General features: G+C 64.6%; 17 protein-coding genes. 8 read left to right on the top strand and 9 right to left on the bottom strand.

Annotated features, from left to right (window positions below; all coding sequences use genetic code 11):
• Nucleotides 1-61 precede the first annotated feature (61 nt).
• Together mnmH and selD are read right to left on the bottom strand one after the other, a co-directional pair.
• The gene (gene mnmH / locus C722_RS0118725) at nt 62-1,162 is read right to left on the bottom strand and encodes a tRNA 2-selenouridine(34) synthase MnmH (RefSeq protein ID WP_017641982.1); all 1,101 of its coding nucleotides are present in this window, start codon (nt 1,160-1,162) and stop codon (nt 62-64) included.
• A complete protein-coding gene (selD, locus tag C722_RS0118720) occupies nt 1,162-2,196 on the bottom strand; it encodes a selenide, water dikinase SelD (protein WP_017641981.1) in 1,035 nt (344 codons plus the stop codon). The genes mnmH and selD overlap by 1 nt, the downstream gene beginning before the upstream one ends.
• A 343-nt stretch (nt 2,197-2,539) precedes the next feature.
• Between selD and C722_RS0118715 the strand changes: the two genes are divergently transcribed.
• On the top strand, nt 2,540-3,730 hold the full coding sequence (locus tag C722_RS0118715) for an MFS transporter (protein ID WP_256204551.1): 1,191 nt from the start codon (nt 2,540-2,542) through the stop codon (nt 3,728-3,730).
• Here C722_RS0118715 and C722_RS0118710 read toward each other — a convergent pair.
• From C722_RS0118710 to C722_RS0118685, 6 genes are read right to left on the bottom strand one after another with little or no spacing between them, the layout of a single operon-like run.
• Nucleotides 3,727-4,536: a DUF4892 domain-containing protein gene (locus C722_RS0118710; RefSeq protein WP_017641979.1), complete on the bottom strand. Its 810-nt coding sequence runs from the start codon at nt 4,534-4,536 to the stop codon at nt 3,727-3,729. The genes C722_RS0118715 and C722_RS0118710 overlap by 4 nt on opposite strands.
• A 6-nt stretch (nt 4,537-4,542) precedes the next feature.
• Nucleotides 4,543-5,424, bottom strand: a complete 882-nt coding sequence (locus C722_RS0118705; protein WP_017641978.1) for an alpha/beta fold hydrolase — start codon at nt 5,422-5,424, stop codon at nt 4,543-4,545.
• A gap of 31 nt (nt 5,425-5,455) precedes the next feature.
• Nucleotides 5,456-5,899, bottom strand: a complete 444-nt coding sequence (locus tag C722_RS0118700; protein ID WP_017641977.1) for a hotdog fold thioesterase — start codon at nt 5,897-5,899, stop codon at nt 5,456-5,458.
• Between the two features lie 20 nt (nt 5,900-5,919).
• Entirely contained in the window at nt 5,920-6,375 is a 456-nt protein-coding gene (gene sixA, locus C722_RS0118695; protein ID WP_017641976.1) for a phosphohistidine phosphatase SixA, read from the bottom strand.
• The gene (locus C722_RS0118690; RefSeq protein ID WP_007160482.1) at nt 6,372-6,671 is read right to left on the bottom strand and encodes a DUF4389 domain-containing protein; all 300 of its coding nucleotides are present in this window, start codon (nt 6,669-6,671) and stop codon (nt 6,372-6,374) included. Before C722_RS0118690 ends, sixA begins: the two co-directional genes overlap by 4 nt.
• Before the next feature lie 31 nt (nt 6,672-6,702).
• Nucleotides 6,703-7,725 (bottom strand): NAD(P)H-dependent glycerol-3-phosphate dehydrogenase, encoded by a 1,023-nt coding sequence (locus C722_RS0118685; RefSeq protein ID WP_017641975.1) that lies wholly within the window; start codon nt 7,723-7,725, stop codon nt 6,703-6,705.
• A gap of 377 nt (nt 7,726-8,102) precedes the next feature.
• On the opposite strand from C722_RS0118685, the gene fabA reads away from it, so the two are divergent.
• The 3 genes from fabA to C722_RS0118670 all read left to right on the top strand — a co-directional run bounded on the left by fabA (nt 8,103) and on the right by C722_RS0118670 (nt 11,316).
• Complete coding sequence (gene fabA, locus C722_RS0118680) at nt 8,103-8,618, top strand: 3-hydroxyacyl-[acyl-carrier-protein] dehydratase FabA (RefSeq protein ID WP_007160484.1); 516 nt, start codon at nt 8,103-8,105, stop codon at nt 8,616-8,618.
• 11 nt (nt 8,619-8,629) lie between these two features.
• The gene (gene fabB / locus C722_RS0118675; RefSeq protein WP_017641974.1) at nt 8,630-9,847 is read left to right on the top strand and encodes a beta-ketoacyl-ACP synthase I; all 1,218 of its coding nucleotides are present in this window, start codon (nt 8,630-8,632) and stop codon (nt 9,845-9,847) included.
• Nucleotides 9,848-10,101: 254 nt separating this feature from the next.
• The gene (locus C722_RS0118670; RefSeq protein WP_017641973.1) at nt 10,102-11,316 is read left to right on the top strand and encodes a sugar MFS transporter; all 1,215 of its coding nucleotides are present in this window, start codon (nt 10,102-10,104) and stop codon (nt 11,314-11,316) included.
• Nucleotides 11,317-11,759: 443 nt separating this feature from the next.
• Here C722_RS0118670 and C722_RS0118665 read toward each other — a convergent pair whose 3' ends face one another.
• On the bottom strand, nt 11,760-13,106 hold the full coding sequence (locus C722_RS0118665) for a dicarboxylate/amino acid:cation symporter (RefSeq protein ID WP_051226179.1): 1,347 nt from the start codon (nt 13,104-13,106) through the stop codon (nt 11,760-11,762).
• Nucleotides 13,107-13,483: 377 nt separating this feature from the next.
• On the opposite strand from C722_RS0118665, the gene C722_RS0118660 reads away from it, so the two are divergent.
• The 4 genes from C722_RS0118660 (at nt 13,484) to C722_RS26305 (ending at nt 19,709) form a co-directional block, all read left to right on the top strand.
• Nucleotides 13,484-14,224 carry a 4'-phosphopantetheinyl transferase gene (locus C722_RS0118660; RefSeq protein ID WP_017641971.1) on the top strand — a complete coding sequence of 247 codons (741 nt, stop codon included), beginning with the start codon at nt 13,484-13,486 and terminating at the stop codon, nt 14,222-14,224.
• A gap of 607 nt (nt 14,225-14,831) precedes the next feature.
• Nucleotides 14,832-17,747: a ribonucleoside-diphosphate reductase subunit alpha gene (locus C722_RS0118655; protein ID WP_017641970.1), complete on the top strand. Its 2,916-nt coding sequence runs from the start codon at nt 14,832-14,834 to the stop codon at nt 17,745-17,747.
• Nucleotides 17,748-17,926: 179 nt separating this feature from the next.
• Nucleotides 17,927-19,177, top strand: a complete 1,251-nt coding sequence (locus tag C722_RS0118650) for a ribonucleotide-diphosphate reductase subunit beta (RefSeq protein ID WP_017641969.1) — start codon at nt 17,927-17,929, stop codon at nt 19,175-19,177.
• Nucleotides 19,178-19,277: 100 nt separating this feature from the next.
• Complete coding sequence (locus C722_RS26305; protein ID WP_157225854.1) at nt 19,278-19,709, top strand: hypothetical protein; 432 nt, start codon at nt 19,278-19,280, stop codon at nt 19,707-19,709.
• The last annotated feature ends 21 nt before the right edge of the window (nt 19,710-19,730 follow it).

Genomic DNA, 19,730 nt, shown 5'->3' with positions numbered 1-19,730 from the left:
ACCTGTGACCGGCCGGAACGGCCGGATAACCGCAGCGTAGACCGCTAACCGTGGCCGCTGTTCAGCCTCGATTGCGCAGAAACTCGACCACCGCAGCCTGGTCGCCGCTGAAGATCACCCGCGACGCCTTGCTCTCGCGCTGATAGGCATACATGGGATCGTAGTATTCGGCCAGCAGGCCCTCGATCCAGCCACGATGCGCGGCAACGTCGCCTGAGCGCTCCTGCTCGGCCAGGGCGTCTTCGAGAATGGTCGATAGGCGCTGGAAGCGTTCGCCACCCAGGCGCTTGGCGATGCCGGAGAGACTTTTGCGCAGCTGCTCGGCGAACAGCGCGAAGCCCTGCTCCGGCCCGTGCAGGGCAAGGAATTCCGCCGCCAGGTCGATGACGTAGTCGCGCAGGATGCGCTCAATGCGATTTTCCCGGCTGTCTTCCAGCCAAACCAGCGGGTACTGCTGCATGCCCTGGTGCAATTCCAACGGCAAGGAGCAGCGACCGACCAGCCGTGACTCGTCTTCCAGCACGAACTGCCCCTGCCCCGCCTGGCGGCGGCGCAACAGATCGACGGCCAGGCGATTCTCGAAATCGATCTGGCCCGGCTGCGGCGTGGCGCGCTTGCCGAAACTGGAACCGCGGTGGTTGGCATGCCCTTCGAGGTCGACGGCGTTGTCGAGTTGGGCCACCACCTCGGTCTTGCCGGTACCGGTCATGCCGCCCACCACCACGAAGCGGCACTCGGCCAGGGCCTGCTGCAGCGTGTCGATAAGGAAGGTGCGCATGGCCTTGTAGCCACCCACCACCCGCGGATAGGCGATGCCGGCCTCGCTGCGCAGCCATTCCTGGCTGATCTGCGAGCGCAAGCCGCCGCGGAAGCAATAGAGATAGCCCTCCGGATGGGCCCGGGCAAAATCGGCCCAGGCCTGGATGCGCGCCTCCTTGACCGCACCGGACACCAGTTGATGACCCAGTTGCAACGCCGCCTGCTGGCCCTGCTGCTTATAGCGGGTGCCCACGCGCTGGCGCTCCAGGTCGTTCATCAATGGCAGGTTGGTCGCCTGGGGAAAGGCACCCTTGCCGAACTCCACCGGGGCGCGGACATCGATCAGGGGTACATCGCTCAGGAACAGCGCTCGCAGGTCGCGGGCATCCTCACGCTGGTTCATCAAGCCACCTCGACCGCATGGGCGCGCCGAGCCACCAGTTGCCCTATGGGTTGCAGGGCCAGACCCAGCTCCGCGGCCACGCCAAGGAATTCCGCCTCGCCCTCGGGGGCCACGGCCACCAACAGGCCGCCACTGGTCTGGGGATCGCACAGCAGCTGGCGGCGGGCCTCGTCCAGCGGGGCGATGCGGCTGCCGTAGCTGTCGAAGTTGCGCTCGGTGCCGCCGGGCACGCAGCCCTGCTGCAGATAGAAATCCACCCCGTCGAGACGGGGAATGGCGGCGAAGTCGAGTTCGGCGGTCAGGCCACTGCCGTCGGCCATCTCCACCAGGTGGCCGAGCAGCCCGAAGCCAGTGACGTCGGTCATCGCCGTCACCCCGGCCAGGCGGCCGAAACGGCTGCCGGGACGATTGAGCTGGCACATGGTGTCACGCGCCAGATGGCGATCCTCCGGCCGCAACAGGGCGCGCTTCTCGGCGGTGGTGAGGATGCCGATGCCCAGCGGCTTGGTCAGATAGAGACGACTGCCCAAGGTCGCGGTGTCGTTACGCTTGAGGTGGCGCTTCTCCACGATCCCGGTCACGGCCAGGCCGAAGATCGGCTCGGGCGCGTCGATGGAATGGCCGCCGGCCAGGGGAATGCCGGCCTCGTCGCAGACCCGCCGACCGCCGGCGATGACCTCGCGCGCCACTTCCGGCGGCAGCACATTGACCGGCCAACCGAGGATGGCAATGGCCAGCAAGGGGTCACCACCCATGGCATAGATGTCGCTGATGGCATTGGTGGCGGCGATGCGACCGAAATCGAAGGGGTCATCGACGATGGGCATGAAGAAGTCGGTGGTGGAGACCACCCCACGCTCGTCATCCAGACCATAGACCGCCGCATCGTCGCGCGACGCATTGCCCACCCACAGCCGCGGATCCAGATGCTGGGCCCCGCTGCCGGCCAGGATGGTCTCCAGGGTCTTGGGGGCGATCTTGCAACCACAACCGGCACCGTGGCTGTATTGGGTGAGGCGAATGGGATCGGTCATCGTTACTCCGGTTCAGCGGTGGCGCTGGTTCGACAGCCAGCGCGAAGGGGCGTAATAGTAGCAAATGCCTGTCAGCCGGCGGGGAGCGACCGCGCCTAACAGATCGCCAGCCAAAGCAAAAGGACTGTTTTCTGGCGGTAATCCACAGTTGCTGTGGATAACCTCGTGGAAAACCTCCGGCCGACCCCGGACAAGCGAGCGGCGGTGCGGCGATGGACGAACTGGCGATTTTTTAGCCGGTCCGCCAACTATTTTTTCCCGCTGAAGGGTAGCGAACGGAAGCGCCGTGCGTTATGGCCAGGGTGCGCTAGCATTGCCGGTTTCCCCGGTCATAGCAGTGCTCATGTCTTCTTCAGCGACGTCCCACCTCACGCCCTGGCAACGCGGTCTGCTGCTCGCCAGCCTCATGCTCATCGCCCTCAACCTGCGCCCGGCCCTCTCCAGCCTGGCACCCCTGCTGCGGCAGATCGAAGCCAGCACGGGCCTTTCCAGCAGCGCCATCGGCCTGCTCACCACCCTGCCGGTACTCTGCCTGGGGCTATTCGCGCCCTTGGCCCCGCGCCTGGCGCGCCGCTGGGGCAGCGAACGTACCCTGGGCGCCATCCTGGCGCTGCTCGCCGGCGGCATCGTCCTGCGCAGTCTGCTGCCACCCCTGGGGCTGTTTCTTGGCAGCCTGATCGCCGGCGCCTGCATCGGCATCCTCGGCGTGCTGCTGCCAGCCCTGGTCAAGCGCGACTTTCCCGCCCAGGCCGGCCAGTTGATGGGGCTCTACACCATGATGCTGTGCATTGGCGCCGCCGTGGCCGCAGGCGCCACCGCACCCCTCGCCACGGCCTTCGACGGCCGCTGGCAACCTGCTCTCGCCACCTGGGCCCTGGTCGCCGTGGTGGCCCTGCTGGTCTGGCTGCCGCAATTGCGCCAGCCGCCCACCATCGCACCGCGCCGGGGTGCCGGCGGTTCGCTGTGGCGCAACCGACTGGCCTGGCAGATCACCCTGTACATGGGCTTGCAGTCGTCGCTGGCCTATATCGTCTTTGGCTGGCTGCCGACCCTGCTGATGGATCGCGGCCTGGGCATGGTGCAGGCGGGTCTGATGCTGTCGGGTTCGGTGATGACCCAGCTGGTCAGCGCCCTCACCGCCCCCTGGCTGGCGACCCGCGGCCGAGACCAGCGCCTGGCCATCGTGGTGGCCATGAGCCTGACCCTCGCCGGCTTGCTGGGCTGCCTCTATGCGCCGCTGGGTAGTCTCTGGCTGTGGGCCGTCGTGCTCGGCCTGGGCCAGGGCGGCACCTTCAGCCTGGCGCTCGCCCTGCTGGTGCTGCGCTCGCGGGATGCGGAAACCGCCGGGCGGCTGTCGGGCATGGCCCAGGGCGCGGGCTACAGCCTGGCTTCGCTCGGCCCGCTGCTGGTGGGCATCCTCCATGACGCCACCCACGACTGGGCACCCATGGGCGTGCTCTTCACCCTGATCGCCGTGCTGGCCACGCTCTTTGGTCTGGGCGCGGGGCGGACCCGCTACGTCAACGACGTCTAGCGGCGATAGAGCCCGGCAGCGCGGCTGGCCTCGGTCTGCAGTCGCGGCGCGCGGATTCCCGCCTCGCGCAGGACGCTCTGCCAGGCCATGGCCTGGTCGCCGCCCAGGGTCACGGCGACATCGCCATTGAGCGCCAGGGCCGCCGCCAGGCGGGCGATCCAGGGTTGCTCCGGCGTCCGCTCCAGGGCGGGCAGCAGCAGCTGACCGTCGCGCTGCAATTCCTTGAGCAGGGTGGCAGCGCTCGGCAACAACTCGGGCAGGGGTTGGCCGGCCTGCAGCCGCTCGGCATGCAGGTAGCCGCGGCGGTTGCCCCGGGTGATGCCATAGAGCGTCAGCACCGTCTGTGGCTCCGCCAGCTGCAATACCAGCAGACCCTGCTGGTCGTCGGGCCCGAACAGCATGGCCTCGCCCAGCAGGCTGTTGGCGATGACGCTGCTGGCGCCGCAGTCACGCCCCTCGCACCAATAGAGCAGCGTCGCGCCCTGCTGCTGCAGGCGCTGGCGTTCGCTGTCCAGCCGTGCCAGTGGCGGATGCCCAGGGGCCAGCTCGAAGGTCTGGGTCTGGAGCTGACCCTCCACCTGCAGCGAATCCTCCAGACGCAGGCGACCGCCGATGCGACTGGCCGGTCCCAGCGGATAGAGGCGTTCGGCGCTGGCCGGTCCGCTTTCGCGCACCAATTGGGCATGGTCCATGGGTGCGATCTCCGGCAGCACCTCCGCCTGCGTCGTCCCAACGGACAGCAGCAGGCCGATCAGCAGGAGGCGTGGCAGGGAGCGGGAGCGCGGGCAGAACAGACGGCTAGGCATGCCGCATTATTCGTCGTGCCCGGTGCCGGCGGCAAAGAAGGCATTGAAACAATCTGCGACGGCCTGGGCGCCCGCCGCATCGTCCAGATGCAGATGGTGCCCGCCCGGCAATTCGTGAACGCTGAAGTTGGGTTGCTCCCGCGCCAGGCGCATGGCCTCGGCGTGGGGCGCCACCAGGCCACCCGTGGCCACCACCAGGGCTGTGGGGCAGCGCACCGCGCGCAGACAGGCTTCGGCCTGCTCCGGGGTGAACCTCATTCGACTGGGCAGCCTCAGGTGGGGATCAGAACGCCAGGTGTAGCCACCGGGTACCGCCATCAAGCCACGCTCGGCGAGCAGCTCGGCGGCTTCCCGACTGACCGTCAGCGACCCCTTCAGCCGCGCCGCTACGGCGTCTTCCACCGTGGCGTAGACCGGCTTGCGCCGGTTGGGCAGCTCCAGCTCCGCCAGCAGCGCCTTGCCGAGTTTCTCGGCGATCTCCTCTGCCGGCGTTGTATAGGGCAGCAGGCCATCGATCAGCGCCAGGCGTTCGATCTGCTCCGGCAGGGCCGCGGCGGCGATGACGCCGACGATGGCGCCCATCGAATGGCCAAGCAGACCGAAGCGATCCCAGCCCAGTTGCTGCGCAGCCGCGAGCACATCCAGCCCATAGTCCTGAATCGCATACCCAACGCCTGCGGGACGATGGGCCGACAGACCATGACCCGGCAGGTCCAGAGCGACGATGCGCAGGCCGTGCAGCCGTGGCGCGAGCTGGGCGAAGGTCATGGCATTGTCCAGCCAGCCATGCAGCGCTAGCACCGGATAGCCATCTTCCGGACCGAAGACCCGGGCGCTCAAGTCGATATGGGGCAATTCCAGCCGCAATTCCTGCACCTGGGCGGTCATGTCTTGTGCTTCGCGAATGCCAGTGCGCGCTTCATGCCGGTGAGGCATCCCGCTGCAAGGGCACCACGGCTACCGTCAGCCGCGAGACACAGGTCAGGCGCCCCTCTTCATCGCTCAGGCGGATGTCCCAGACATGGCTGCTGCGCCCCAGGTGCAGGGGACGCGCCACCGCCGTCACCCGCCCGGAGCGGACGCCGCGCAGGTGGTTGGCATTGATTTCCTGACCCACGCAATAGAAGCGCGAGCGATCCACGCAGAGCATGCTGGCGATCGAGCCCACGGTTTCCGCCAGGGCCACCGAAGCGCCGCCATGCAACAGCCCCATGGGCTGGTGGGTGCGGCGGTCGACCACCATGCTGGCGGTCAGGCTGCTGTCGTCCCAGGCTTCGATCCGCATGTCCAGGTGTTCGGCCAGGGTGTTCTCGAGCGCACGCCCGAGGTCCTCAGGATCCGGAAGGGTCTGCCAGATGCTCATGTACTTTCCTTGCAAGGGCGTCAGCCGTGGAAGCGACTGACCAGATCGAAACCGCCGGCCAAGGGCAGCGGCGCCTCCAGGCACAGCAGGGACGCGGTACCCATGGCCACCGGTGCCTGCCGATGACCGTGCAGCAACCAGCCGGCCAGTTCACCGACGAAGGGATTGTGGGTCACCAGCAGCAGCTCCTCCACCTCCAGTCGCGCCAGCTCCGCCAGGGCGCGTTCCGGCTCGCCGTCGGGCGTGGCCCAGGAAACGCTGCGCAACTCGCCCGGCCAGCCCAGCTGCTGTTGCACCAGGGCCGCCGTCTGCTGCGCGCGCACATAGGGACTGGCGAGGATGAGCTGCAACTCGGCACCCTTGAGCTGCAGGGCGCTACGCAGCACCTCGGCGCGACCGGTCGCGGTCAGCTCGCGCAGCTCGTCACTGGGCGCCCGCGCCTCGGCTTCGCCATGCCGCAGCAGCCAGAGCTTCATGGCGCGGTGGCGGAACGGTCGTCGGGTTGCTCGGTGGCCGGCCAGTCGGCGAAGGGCCAGGGCTTCACTTCGCTGGCGAAGGTTCCGAAGCGGACGATCTGCGCCAGATAGCTGCCCAGGGCCGCGCCAAAGGCGGTCAGACCGGGATTGGCTTCGCCCTTGATCAGGCGCACCACCAGCTGCACCAGCACCACCACCGCCAGCACGTACTGCGCACCCAGCCAGACGAACAGGAACAGCAGCATCCAGATCAGGCGCAGGCCTAGCAGCTCGCGGGAATGTTCGGGTTGGGACATGGAAATTCCTCTTTTCAGACAGTGTAGCGGCTCAATTGAAGGGGGCATCCGCCACATCGACATCGGTCTTGGGCTCGCCGCCCATCAGGGCCTCGATCACCTGCCCCAGGCTGCGGCCCTCGAACAGGATCGCATAGAGGCCGTTGACCAGGGGCATGTAGACGCCCAACTCGTCCGCTTTTTCCTTGAGCACGCGCAGGGTATTGACGCCTTCCGCGGTCTCGCCGATCTGGGCCACCGCCTCGTTCAGGGTCAATCCTCGCCCCAGGGCATGGCCGACTCGGTAGTTGCGGCTCTTCTCCGACGAGCAGGTCACGATCAGGTCCCCTACCCCGGCCAGGCCCAGGTAGGTGATGGGATTGGCGCCGCGCTGCACGGCGAAGCGGGTCATCTCGGCCAGGGCCCGGGTGATCAGCATGCTGCGGGTGTTCTCGCCCATCGCCAGGGCCGCGGCCATGCCGGCGATGATGGCGTAGACGTTCTTCAGGGCGCCGGCCAGCTCCACGCCGAGACGGTCGGCACTGGCATAGACGCGGAAGGTGCGGCCGTGCAGCGCCGCCTGGACCCGCCGGCACACGGCTTCGTCCTCGCTCGCCACCACGGTGGCGGTGAGTTGGTGCTCGGCGATCTCGCGGGCGAGGTTGGGCCCGGAGATGATGCCGATGCGCGCCCGCGGCACGATTTCCGCGAGGATCTCGCTCATCAGCATGAAGGAATGCGCTTCGATGCCCTTGGTGGTGCTGACGAGGAAACGCCCTTCCAGCTGCTGGGCGATGGGTGCCAGGGCCTGGCGCAGCGCGCTCGACGGCAGGGCCACCAGGATCAGCTCGCAGCCCTGGATGGCGCCCTGCAGGTCACTGGTGGCCTCGACCGCGGCGTGCACCTTGATACCCTTCAGATAGCGCGGATTCTCGCGCTCGCGGCGGATGGTCTCGGCCTGTTGCGGATCGCGCATCCACAGGCGCACCGGCAGCCCGTTCTCGGCGACCAGATTGGCCAGGGCGGTACCGAAGCTGCCGCCGCCCAGGACGGCGATGGGGGATTGGACTGTCATCGAAACTCTCGGCTTCACCGCGATCGCGCGGCCTCGTCGCTCAGTATACGGTAGCCGCGCGCCGGCCTCAGGGCCGGTTCACGGTCTGCCGCGTATCGGCCGAACGGTATTGAAAACGCCCGAGGAATACTTATCTAGGGTGGGCAAACACCCCTTTCCCGGTACTGCCCGCCGCGTCGCCCCAGGGCGCGCGCGACCCCGAGCGGGCGCCCAGGATGGAGAATTGACTGCGAAAAGTGCACAATGGTCCGTTAACGAGCGGGGCGCTGGCCTGTGACTTTCCCGATGCCCCGGCAGTCTACTGCTACACGAAGCCATACCCAGAGCGACCTTCGGAGTCGCCAGAGCCTGGACCTAGGCCAGCTACAGGAGCTTGCATGACCAAACAACACGCCTTTACCTACGAAGACTTGCTGCGCTGCAGCCGTGGCGAGCTCTTCGGTCCGGGCAATGCCCAATTGCCCGCACCGAACATGCTGATGATCGATCGGATCACGCATATCAGTGAGGTAGGCGGGAAATACGGCAAGGGCGAACTGGTGGCGGAACTCGATATCCGTCCCGACCTCTGGTTCTTCGGTTGCCATTTCGAAGGTGATCCGGTGATGCCGGGCTGCCTGGGCCTGGATGCCATGTGGCAGCTGGTCGGTTTCTACCTTGGCTGGCAGGGCAATCCGGGTCGCGGTCGCGCCCTGGGCTCTGGCGAAGTGAAGTTCTTCGGTCAGGTACTGCCGACCGCCAAGAAGGTCACCTACAATATCCATATCAAACGCACCATCAACAGGTCGCTGATTCTGGCCATCGCCGATGGCACCGTTAGCGTGGACGGCCGCGAGATCTACTCCGCCGAAGGTCTGCGCGTCGGCCTGTTCACTTCCACCGATAGCTTCTAAGGGCTTTTCGCATGCGTCGCGTCGTCATTACCGGTCTGGGTATCGTTTCGTGCCTGGGCAATGATAAAGACACCGTTTCCGCCAACCTGCGCGCAGGCCGTGCCGGCATCCGTCACAATCCGGAATATGCCGAAATGGGTCTGCGCAGCCAGGTTTCCGGTTCCATCGACCTGAACCTCGAAGAACTGATCGACCGCAAGGTCAAGCGCTTCGTCGGCGATGCCGCCGCCTACGCCTATCTGGCGATGGAGCAGGCGATCAAGGACTCCGGTCTGGCCGAAGACCAGGTCTCCAACCCTCGCACCGGCCTGATCGCCGGCTCGGGTGGCGCTTCCACCTTCAACCAGATGGAAGCCCTGGACATCCTGCGCGAGAAGGGCGTCAAGCGCGTCGGTCCCTACCGCGTGACCCGGACCATGAGCAGCACGGTCTCCGCCTGCCTGGCCACCCCCTTCAAGATCAAGGGCCTGAACTACTCCGTAGCCTCGGCCTGCGCCACCAGCGCTCACTGCATCGGCCTGGCCATGGAGCAGATCCAGCTCGGCAAGCAGGACGTGGTCTTCGCCGGCGGCGGCGAGGAAGAGCACTGGACCCAGAGCATGCTGTTCGATGCCATGGGCGCGCTTTCCAGCGACTACAACGAGACGCCGGAAAAGGCCTCCCGTGCCTACGACAGCAAGCGTGACGGTTTCGTCATCGCTGGCGGCGGCGGCATGGTGGTGGTCGAGGAACTCGAACACGCCCTGGCCCGTGGCGCCAAGATCTATGCCGAGATCGTCGGCTACGGCGCGACCTCCGACGGCTACGACATGGTCGCCCCGAGCGGCGAAGGCGCCATCCGCTGCATGCAGCAGGCGCTGTCCACCGTCGACGGCGAGATCGACTACCTGAACACCCACGGCACCTCCACCCCGGTGGGCGACGTGGCCGAGATCAAGGGCGTACGCGCCGTGTTCGGTGACAAGGCGCCGGCCATCAGCTCCACCAAGAGCCTGTCCGGCCACTCCCTGGGCGCCGCCGGTGTCCATGAGGCCATCTACTGCATGCTGATGATGGAAGGCAACTTCATCGCCGGCTCGGCCAACATCGACGAACTGGATCCGGAAGTCGCTGACCTGCCGATCCTGCGCGAGACCAAGGAAGACGCCAAGCTTGACCTCGTCATGAGCAACAGCTTCGGCTTCGGCGGCACCAACGCCACCCTGGTACTCAAGCGCTGGCAGGGCTGATAGCCCTCACTTGTGTGACCCAAACGGCGCCTCTGGCGCCGTTTTTCATTTCTGCGCCGTGCCCCGCTGAACCGGTCACCGGCCCCGCGGTCGAAGGCGCCGGCACTTCGCCTGCGAACCTCCAGGAAGAATGGATTCAGCAGCGCGAATAGCTTAATCTCGCGCCGCTTCGCTGTGTCTGCGCAGCCGCCCTAGACAGCGCTGTCCGAGAATCGCGGGCAGAAACAAGAAACTGTTGTACCCATGGAGCCCCAATGCACAATCAAAACCAGAGCTACCGCGGACCCTTGATCGTCCTCACCATGCTGTTCTTCATGTGGGGCCTGATCACCTCGCTGAACGACATCCTCATCCCCCACCTCAAGGCGGTCTTCACCCTCAGCTACCTGCAGGCCTCGCTGATCCAGTTCTGCTTCTTCACCGCCTACTTCATCGTCTCCTTCCCAGCGGGTCGCCTGGTGGAAAGTCTGGGCTACAAGAAGGGCATCATCGTCGGCCTGCTCACTGCCGGCGTTGGTTGCGTGCTCTTCTACCCGGCGGCCGGAGCCCACTCCTACGGCTTCTTCCTGACCGCCCTGTTCGTACTGGCGGCCGGCATCACCGTGTTGCAGGTAGCGGCGAATCCCTATGTCACCATCCTCGGCAAGCCGGAAACCGCGGCCTCGCGCCTCAACCTGACCCAGGCCTTCAACTCCCTGGGCACCACCGTCGGCCCACTGGTGGGCGCGGTGACCATCCTGGCGCTGGTCGGTGAAGACTCCGCCGCCCATTCGGTGCAGCTGCCCTACCTGATCCTGGCCGGCATGCTGGTCGCCCTGGCGGTGATCATTGGCCTCTTCCGCCTGCCGCAGATCAAGGACACCGAACAGGACAACGCCACCGACGAGAACGCCCTGGCCGCCAACAGCGTCTGGGCCTATCGCCACCTGCTGCTCGGCGTGGTCGGCATCTTCATGTACGTGGGTGCCGAAGTGTCCATCGGCAGCTACCTGGTGAGCCTGATGGAAAGCCCGGACGTGGCCGGCCTGAACGCCGCTACCGCCGCCAAGTACCTGTCGCTGTACTGGGGTGGCGCCATGGTCGGTCGCTTCATCGGCGGCGTGATCATGACCAAGGTGCGGCCGAACCTGGTGCTGAGCTTCAACGCCATCGCCATCGGCGTGCTGCTGGCCGTGGCCGTGCTGCAAGGCGGCAAGGTCGCCATGTGGGCCCTGCTGGCCATCGGCTTCTTCAACTCCATCATGTTCCCGACCATCTTCTCCCTGGCGCTCAAGGGCCTGGGCAAGTTCACCTCCAAGGGTTCGGGTCTGCTGTGCATGGGTATCGTCGGCGGCGCCCTGGTGCCGGCCATCCAGGGCTACTTCGCCGATACCATCGGCCTGCTGCCCTCCTTCCTTATCCCCCTGGTCTGCTACCTCTACATCCTGTTCTACGGCGTGATGGGCTATCGCCCGACCCTGCGTCGCTGATGCACCCCCAAAGCGCTGGCGACCTGCCAGCGCTTCACCCCTCCTCCTGCTATTACCCGTCCCCTTTCCCCTCTGCTTCGGCAACCTGCCTGCGACCACGCAGCCTGGCGTGTCATACGCACCCACCCGACACCGCCTGGTCACCTTCCCTGCGCCTGCTCGTCCTCCGGCAAGACGACGCTCGCAAGGCCCACGTACAGCGCCCCCCTGCTTTCCACTGCATCCTGGCTGCCACCCAAGAGCGTGATGGAGCCGCAGCCCAGGCACCCTGGCCGGCGGTTGAGGCAACCCCAGCCAATTGATCGCTCGGCGTTTCCGCCAGGGCACAGCGCCTGCGTCCCTCCCTCAGCAAATCCAAGGCAAAAGAAAACGCCCGCATCTTTCGATACGGGCGTTTCGCGAGTGCCGGAGGGACCGCTCCAGGAGCGGTCCTCGCGCTAGGCTCAGGCAGTCTGGCGAGCTTCCTCGACTTCGACGGCGTTCGGGCCGCGAGCGAGTTCGGTCTTCAGGGTCTGCTCGTCCAGCTGGCCGCACCACTTGGCGACCACGATGGAGGCCACGCCGTTGCCGACCAGGTTGGTCAGGGCGCGGGCTTCGGACATGAAGCGGTCGATACCCAGGATCAGCGCCAGGCCGGCGACCGGTACGTGACCGACGGCGGACAGGGTGGCGGCCAGCACGATGAAGCCGCTACCGGTGACGCCCGCAGCGCCCTTGGAGGAGATCAGCAGCACCAGCAGCAGGGTGATCTGGTGGGTGATGTCCATCTGGGTGTTGGTGGCCTGGGCGATGAATACCGCGGCCATGGTCAGGTAGATGGAGGTGCCGTCGAGGTTGAAGGAGTAGCCGGTGGGGATCACCAGGCCAACCACCGACTTCTCGGCGCCCAGCTTCTGCATCTTGGTCAGCATGCGCGGCAGGGCGGACTCGGAGGACGAGGTACCCAGCACGATCAGCAGTTCTTCACGGATGTACTTGATGAACTTGAGGATGCTGAAGCCGTGCATGCGTGCGACGGCGCCCAGTACCACCAGCACGAACAGCAGGCAGGTGATATAGAAGCAGGCCATCAGGTAGCCCAGCTGCACCAGGGTGCCGACGCCGTATTTGCCGATGGTGAACGCCATGGCACCGAAGGCGCCGATGGGGGCGAGCTTCATGATGACGTTGATGATGTTGAAGAAGACGTGGGAGATGCGGTCGATGAAGTTGAACACCAGTTGACCGGTCTCGCCCAGGCGATGCAGGGCGTAGCCGAACAGCACGGCGAAGAACAGGACCTGCAGGATCTCACCGGTGGCGAAGGCGTTGACGACCGTCGACGGGATGATGTTCATCAGGAAGTCGATGGTGCTCTGCTTCTCGCCAGCTGCCGCGTAGGCAGCGATGCCCTTGGTGTCCAGGGTGCTGACGTCGACGTTCATGCCGGCGCCCGGCTGGACGACGTTGACCACGATCAGGCCGATCAGCAGTGCGATGGTGGAGAAGATCTCGAAGTACAGCAGCGCCATGCCGCCGGTCTTGCCCACGGCCTTCATGTTCTGCATGCCGGCGATGCCGGTCACCACGGTGCAGAAGATGATGGGCGCGATGACCATCTTGATCAGCTTGATGAAACCGTCGCCCAGCGGCTTCATGGCCGCGCCGGTCTGGGGATAGAAGTGGCCGAGCAGGATACCCAGGACGATCGCCACGATTACCTGGAAGTACAGGCTCTTGTAGATCGGCTGCTTGACGGGTCGCTTGGGCGCGGGAGCTGTAGTAGTTGTTGTGTCGACGGTTGCTGTCATGGCTCTTTCCCTTGTGGCCACTGCCTGACGTCCTGTCTGAGTGGGCACCTGACTGATGTTGGCTCTCTCATCCTGAGAGCTTTTTGTTGTGGATCTGGCGGCCGCGCGACGGTGACGCCAGTATCTGGCTAAACCTAAGCAATCGTCGTTCCACTTTTGGCTGCGCAATCAAAAGGCCAGCTTTCATGCACCTTTCAGCCAAAAGTCTAGTAGCCCGCGGCGGGCGGAACCTCGCCACCCGACGAAAAGGGGCGGAAATCCCCCACCGTCCGAGGCGGTTTTCCGCCAGCCGGAGCCGGTAGTCGGCTATCCTTTGCGCGCCCTTCCCTCGGAGCCTGTCGTGATCCGTAGCTACCCTCCACGAGTAGTCGGCTGAGATGCCTGCCTTGCCCCCCGCCGACCTGCCCGGCTGCTGCACAGCGCCCGAGCCGCTACCGCCCCTGGCGGCGGAACTCGCCTCCCTGAGCCTCCTGCACTGCCGCTTCGATCCAACCCAGCTGAGCTTCGAGCGTGACGCCCTGCGCCTGGGCGCCCTACCCCCGGACAACATCCGCCGCGCCGTGGCCAAGCGCCAGGCCGAGTACCTGGCCGGTCGTCTCTGCGCTCGCGAGGCGCTGCGCCAGCTGAGCGGTACTGCTGCGGTGCCCGGTCATCGCACCACGGACCGCGGACCCGCCTGGCCGAGCGGCTGGGTCGGCGCCATCACCCATAGCCACGGCTGGGCCGCGGCAGTGGTGGGCAGCGCCGGGGATTACCTGGGTCTGGGTCTGGACGTGGAAACCCTGCTCGAACCGGCCAAGGCGCTGCGCCTGGCCGACCAGATCCTCACCCCGGCCGAACGGGAAAGCGTGCAGGCGTTGGACGAAGATCGGCAGGCCCTTGCCATCACCCTGGCGTTTTCCGCCAAGGAGAGTCTGTTCAAGGCGCTGCACCCCCAGGTCGGGCAGATGTTCTTCTTCCAGGATGCCGAGATCCTTGGCACCGATCCCGGCGGTGCCTTCGACATCCGCCTGCTGATCGATCTCTCGCCGCGCTGGTCCGCCGGGACATCCCTGCGCGGTCACTTCCGCCTGGACGAGCAACAGCGGTTGCTGACGCTGGTCGCGCCTCGGCGCTGAGGGAAGCCTATATAGAGGAAGGGTTCTCTGGTCGATGAGAGCCGCGGAGGTTGGCAGGGGCAGAACGTCGCAGCGGCCATCGAACGTTTTCTTATGGTGGAGAAAGTGCTCATAGCGAACCGGTATATCCCTTGACGCTTTTGTCATGCCGGTTCCGCCACGTTGTACGTTATTTAACCACCTCGCTCTGATCCCAGCCTTCACGCGCACTGGCCGGGTACCACCCCCAGGATACCCCCCAGTCCCGAACAGCTTATCCACGTCTTATCCACAGCTGGAAACGTGACAAACGCGACATCTAGTGGCCTTTGCACCCCCGCACCACCATATATAGCAGTTCGTCGGTATAGCCTGGGACGGCGAAACACCCCTCTGTCAAGACTGTCTTCCCTAGCGAGGAGGGCTTATCCTGTCGCCCGAATCATGAATTTCCAGGGTCCCTGACCCCGAACGCCGGCTCCCTCGGGAATCGGTGCCGATACGGCTTTTCGTTGGAATCTTCATTGCTAATGGCGCGACAGGCAGTCGTCGCGCAGGCCCAGGGCCAACACTCTTCCGGATCGCCGGCTCGCCGACGATCCCCTCTTTCCGATCAAGGGAGTTCCGCATGCACACCGACCTGACCCGCGAGCAAGCCCAGCAGGGCCGCCCGGCGCAAGATGACAGCCAGGACCTGGGCGCCACCGCCCCCGGTCAACTGCGCGTCATCAAGCGCAACGGTACCGTCGTCCCCTATACCGACGACAAGATCACCGTGGCCATCAGCAAGGCTTTCCTCGCCGTGGAAGGCGGTACCGCCGCGGCCTCCTCGCGCATCCACACCACCGTCAAGCAGCTCACCGACCAGGTCAGCAGCACCTTCAAGCGCCGCATGCCCTCGGGTGGCACCATCCACATCGAAGAGATTCAGGACCAGGTCGAACTGGCGCTGATGCGCGCCGGCGAGCAGAAGGTCGCCCGCAGCTATGTGATCTACCGTGAGGCCCGCAGCCAGGAGCGCAAGCAGGGCGCCGCCAGCGACATCGCCGAGCCGCACCCGAGCATCCGCGTGACCAAGGCCGACGGCACCACCCAGCCGCTGGACATGGGTCGCCTGAACACCATCATCAGCGAAGCCTGCGAAGGCCTCGAAGAGGTGAACGGCGAGCTGATCCAGAAGGAAACCCTGAAGAACCTGTACGACGGCGTGGCCGAGAAGGACGTCAACACCGCCCTGGTGATGACCGCCCGCACCCTGGTCGAGCGTGAGCCCAACTACTCCTACGTCACCGCCCGCCTGCTGCTGGACAGCCTGCGCGCCGAAGGCCTGAGCTTCCTCGGCGTCGCCGAGTCCGCCACCCACCACGAGATGGCCGACCTCTACGCCAAGGCCCTGCCCGCCTACGTCGCCAAGGGCGTGGAGCTGGAGCTGCTGGACCCGAAACTGGCCAGCTTCGATCTGGAGCGCCTGGGCGCCGCCATCGATCACGAGCGCGACCAGCAGTTCACCTACCTGGGTCTGCAGACCCTGTACGACCGTTACTTCCTGCACAGCCACGGCACCCGCTTCGAGCTGCCGCAGCTGTTCTTCATGCGCGTGGCCATGGGCCTGGCGCACATGGAAAAAGATAAAGAAGCCCGCGCCATCGAGTTCTACAACCTGCTGGCCAGCTTCGACTACATGGCGTCCACCCCGACCCTGTTCAACGCCGGCACCCTGCGTCCGCAGCTGTCCAGCTGCTACCTGACCACCGTGCCCGACGACCTGTCCGGCATCTATGGCGCCATCCACGATAACGCCATGCTGTCGAAGTTCGCTGGCGGCCTGGGCAATGACTGGACCCCGGTACGCGCCCTGGGCTCCTACATCAAGGGCACCAACGGCAAGAGCCAGGGCGTCGTGCCCTTCCTCAAGGTGGTCAACGACACCGCCGTGGCGGTCAACCAGGGGGGCAAGCGCAAGGGCGCGGTCTGCGCCTACCTGGAAACCTGGCACCTGGACATCGAGGAATTCCTCGAACTGCGCAAGAACACCGGTGACGACCGTCGTCGTACCCACGACATGAACACCGCCAACTGGATCCCCGACCTGTTCATGAAGCGCGTCTTCGAGGACGGCAACTGGACCCTGTTCTCCCCCGCCGACGTGCCCGACCTGCACGACCTCTACGGCAAGGCTTTCGAAGAGCGCTACGAGTACTACGAAGCCCTGACCGAGTACGGCAAGCTCAAGCTGCACAAGACCATCAAGGCCAAGGACCTCTGGCGCAAGATGCTCTCCATGCTGTTCGAGACCGGCCACCCGTGGCTGACCTTCAAGGACCCGTGCAACCTGCGCAGCCCGCAGCAGCACGTGGGCGTGGTGCACAGCTCCAACCTCTGCACCGAGATCACCCTGAACACCAACAAGGACGAGATCGCCGTGTGCAACTTGGGTTCGGTGAACCTAGTGAACCACATCGTCGACGGTAAGCTGGACGTGGCCAAGGTCGCCCGTACCGTCAAGACCGCCGTGCGCATGCTCGACAACGTCATCGACATCAACTACTACTCGGTGCCCCAGGCGGAGAACTCCAACCTCAAGCACCGTCCGGTCGGCATGGGCATCATGGGCTTCCAGGATGCGCTGTACCTGCAGCACATCGCCTACGGTTCGGATGCCGCCGTGCAGTTCGCCGACACCTCCATGGAAGTGATCAGCTACTACGCCATCCAGGCCTCCTGTGACCTGGCCGAAGAGCGTGGCAGCTACTCCAGCTTCCCGGGTTCGCTGTGGTCCCAGGGCATCCTGCCGATCGATTCCGAGAAGCGCCTGATCGAAGAGCGCGGCGCCAAGTACATCGAGGTCGACCTGTCCGAGACCCTGGACTGGGCCCCGCTGCGCGAGCGTGCCAAGAAGGGCATCCGCAACTCCAACATCATGGCCATCGCGCCGACCGCGACCATCGCCAACATCACCGGCGTGTCCCAGTCGATCGAGCCGACCTACCAGAACCTCTATGTGAAGTCGAACCTCTCGGGCGAATTCACCGTCATCAACCCCTATCTGGTACGCGACCTCAAGGCCCGCGGCCTGTGGGATTCGGTGATGGTCAACGACCTCAAGTACTACGACGGCTCCGTGCAGCAGATCGAGCGCATCCCGCAGGATCTGAAGGACCTCTACGCCACCGCCTTCGAAGTGGAGACCAAGTGGATCGTCGAGGCCGCCAGCCGTCGCCAGAAGTGGATCGACCAGGCCCAATCGCTGAACCTGTACATCGCCGGCGCCTCGGGCAAGAAGCTCGACGTGACCTACCGCATGGCCTGGTTCCGCGGTCTGAAGACCACCTACTACCTCCGTGCCCTGGCTGCCACCAGTACCGAGAAGTCCACCATCAATACCGGCAAGCTGAACGCCGTGAGCGCCGATCCCATCACCGGCGTCCAGGCCAGTGCAGCGCCCGCCCCGGCGCAGAAAGCCGAAGCTGCTCCCGCCCCCGCACCGGCTCCGGTGCCCAAGGCCTGCAGCCTCGACGATCCCGAGTGCGAAGCCTGCCAGTAACACCCCAAGCCCTCTCCCAGTAGAGGGCTGCTCTTTATCCCCTCTCCCCCGGGAGAGGGCCAGGGTGAGGGCCGAATCCCCCACCCGCGCACCGCTCTTATCCCCTCTCCCTCCGGGAGAGGGTTAGGGTGAGGGCCCGCCGCCCCGCCCCCACCGCACAGCCACCCAGGAGACACCCCATGCTGAACTGGGAAGAATTCGACAAAGACGACGACGCCACCCCCGCCAAGCCCGCGCAGGCCGCTGGCCAGCAGGCGCCCGCCCAGACCGAGCGCCTGGATTCCGAGGGCGACGCCCTGGTCCATGACGCCCGCGCCCTGTCCGCTGACGATTCCGACGCCGTGGCCCGCGCCAAGGCCGCGCTGAACGAGCTGGACATCCAAGAAGGCCTGGACGACCTGGAAGGTTCCTCCGCGCGCGTACACGTCGGCGACAAGCAGATGATCAACGCCCGCGCCGACCTCAACCAGCTCGTACCCTTCAAGTACGACTGGGCCTGGCAGAAGTATCTGGATGGTTGCGCCAACCACTGGATGCCTCAGGAAGTGAACATGAACGCCGACATCGCGACCTGGAAGAGCGCGGACGGCCTCACCGAGGACGAGCGTCGCATCGTCAAGCGCAACCTCGGCTTCTTCTCCACCGCCGACTCGCTGGTCGCCAACAACCTGGTACTGGCCGTCTACCGCCTGATCACCAACCCCGAATGCCGTCAGTACATCCTGCGCCAGGCCTTCGAAGAGGCGATCCACACCCACGCCTACCAGTACTGCATCGAGTCGCTGGGCATGGATGAAGGCGAGATCTTCAACATGTACCACGAGATCCCGAGCGTCGCGAAAAAGGCGAGCTGGGGCCTGAAGTACACCCGCTCCATCTCCGACCCCGAGTTCAAGACCGGCACCCCGGAGACCGATCGCCAGTTCCTCAAGAACCTGATCGCCTACTACTGCGTACTGGAAGGCATCTTCTTCTATTGCGGCTTCACCCAGATCCTCTCCATGGGCCGCCGCAACAAGATGACCGGCACCGCCGAGCAGTTCCAGTACATCCTGCGTGACGAGTCCATGCACCTGAACTTCGGCATCGACATGATCAATCAGATCAAGATCGAGAACCCGAGCCTCTGGGATGCCCAGATGAAGGACGAAGCCACCCAGATGATCCTCCAGGGCACCCAACTGGAGATCGAATACGCCCGTGACACCATGCCCCGCGGCGTACTGGGCATGAACGCGGCGATGATGGAGGACTACCTCAAGTTCATCGCCAACCGCCGCCTGACCCAGATCGGCCTCAAGGAAGAATACCCGGGCGCCACCAACCCCTTCCCCTGGATGAGCGAGATCATGGACCTCAAGAAGGAGAAGAACTTCTTCGAGACCCGCGTAATCGAGTATCAGACCGGTGGAGCGTTGAGCTGGGATTGATGTGACGCATACCCCAGAGTAGATTGCCTTAACCTGTTCAAGGATGCTGGGAATCGATCTTAAACCCCGCTAACAGCGGGGTTTTTTTTGGAGAGAAGAAATGTGGCCATTTAAAAAAACAACTACCTACACACCTCCAACCTTTGATGAGATAAAAAAAAGAGCCAAAATACTTGTAATAGACGATAGCGACTTTGCCTATGCTCCGCTATTCGCACGAGACGGCTACACCATTGAAAAGTGGGACGATATAGAAAACTTAGAAAGATTAGAGAACAACTACTACGACCTTATACTACTAGACATCCAAGGTGTAGGACAAAACGAATCCGAAGAAGAAGGATTCGGAATACTAAAGCATATTCGAGCGAAATCTCCAGCTCAAATTGTAATTGCGTTTTCCAATGCTGATTGGTCGCTAAAATATCAAGAATTTTTTGATTTGGCTGATAAGAAACTAGCTAAAAGTCAAGACTACGTTGAATTCAAAAGGATCGTTGACGACCTTTTTATCTCAAAGATTCAATACTGACTTCTATACAAATAAAATTCA

Source organism: Pseudomonas sp. 313 (assembly GCF_000316965.1).
GTDB lineage: Bacteria > Pseudomonadota > Gammaproteobacteria > Pseudomonadales > Pseudomonadaceae > Chryseomonas > Chryseomonas benzopyrenica.
Note: the sequence above shows the minus strand (reverse complement) of the source record. Positions and strands in the feature narration are given on the sequence as shown.

Coding starts and splice junctions, on each gene's coding strand:
- mnmH (WP_017641982.1), bottom strand. CDS start 1,162: ATGAACCAGCGTGAGGATGCCCGCGACCTGCGAGCGCTGTTCCTGAGC.
- selD (WP_017641981.1), bottom strand. CDS start 2,196: ATGACCGATCCCATTCGCCTCACCCAATACAGCCACGGTGCCGGTTGT.
- C722_RS0118715 (WP_256204551.1), top strand. CDS start 2,540: ATGTCTTCTTCAGCGACGTCCCACCTCACGCCCTGGCAACGCGGTCTG.
- C722_RS0118710 (WP_017641979.1), bottom strand. CDS start 4,536: ATGCCTAGCCGTCTGTTCTGCCCGCGCTCCCGCTCCCTGCCACGCCTC.
- C722_RS0118705 (WP_017641978.1), bottom strand. CDS start 5,424: ATGACCGCCCAGGTGCAGGAATTGCGGCTGGAATTGCCCCATATCGAC.
- C722_RS0118700 (WP_017641977.1), bottom strand. CDS start 5,899: ATGAGCATCTGGCAGACCCTTCCGGATCCTGAGGACCTCGGGCGTGCG.
- sixA (WP_017641976.1), bottom strand. CDS start 6,375: ATGAAGCTCTGGCTGCTGCGGCATGGCGAAGCCGAGGCGCGGGCGCCC.
- C722_RS0118690 (WP_007160482.1), bottom strand. CDS start 6,671: ATGTCCCAACCCGAACATTCCCGCGAGCTGCTAGGCCTGCGCCTGATC.
- C722_RS0118685 (WP_017641975.1), bottom strand. CDS start 7,725: ATGACAGTCCAATCCCCCATCGCCGTCCTGGGCGGCGGCAGCTTCGGT.
- fabA (WP_007160484.1), top strand. CDS start 8,103: ATGACCAAACAACACGCCTTTACCTACGAAGACTTGCTGCGCTGCAGC.
- fabB (WP_017641974.1), top strand. CDS start 8,630: ATGCGTCGCGTCGTCATTACCGGTCTGGGTATCGTTTCGTGCCTGGGC.
- C722_RS0118670 (WP_017641973.1), top strand. CDS start 10,102: ATGCACAATCAAAACCAGAGCTACCGCGGACCCTTGATCGTCCTCACC.
- C722_RS0118665 (WP_051226179.1), bottom strand. CDS start 13,106: ATGACAGCAACCGTCGACACAACAACTACTACAGCTCCCGCGCCCAAG.
- C722_RS0118660 (WP_017641971.1), top strand. CDS start 13,484: ATGCCTGCCTTGCCCCCCGCCGACCTGCCCGGCTGCTGCACAGCGCCC.
- C722_RS0118655 (WP_017641970.1), top strand. CDS start 14,832: ATGCACACCGACCTGACCCGCGAGCAAGCCCAGCAGGGCCGCCCGGCG.
- C722_RS0118650 (WP_017641969.1), top strand. CDS start 17,927: ATGCTGAACTGGGAAGAATTCGACAAAGACGACGACGCCACCCCCGCC.
- C722_RS26305 (WP_157225854.1), top strand. CDS start 19,278: ATGTGGCCATTTAAAAAAACAACTACCTACACACCTCCAACCTTTGAT.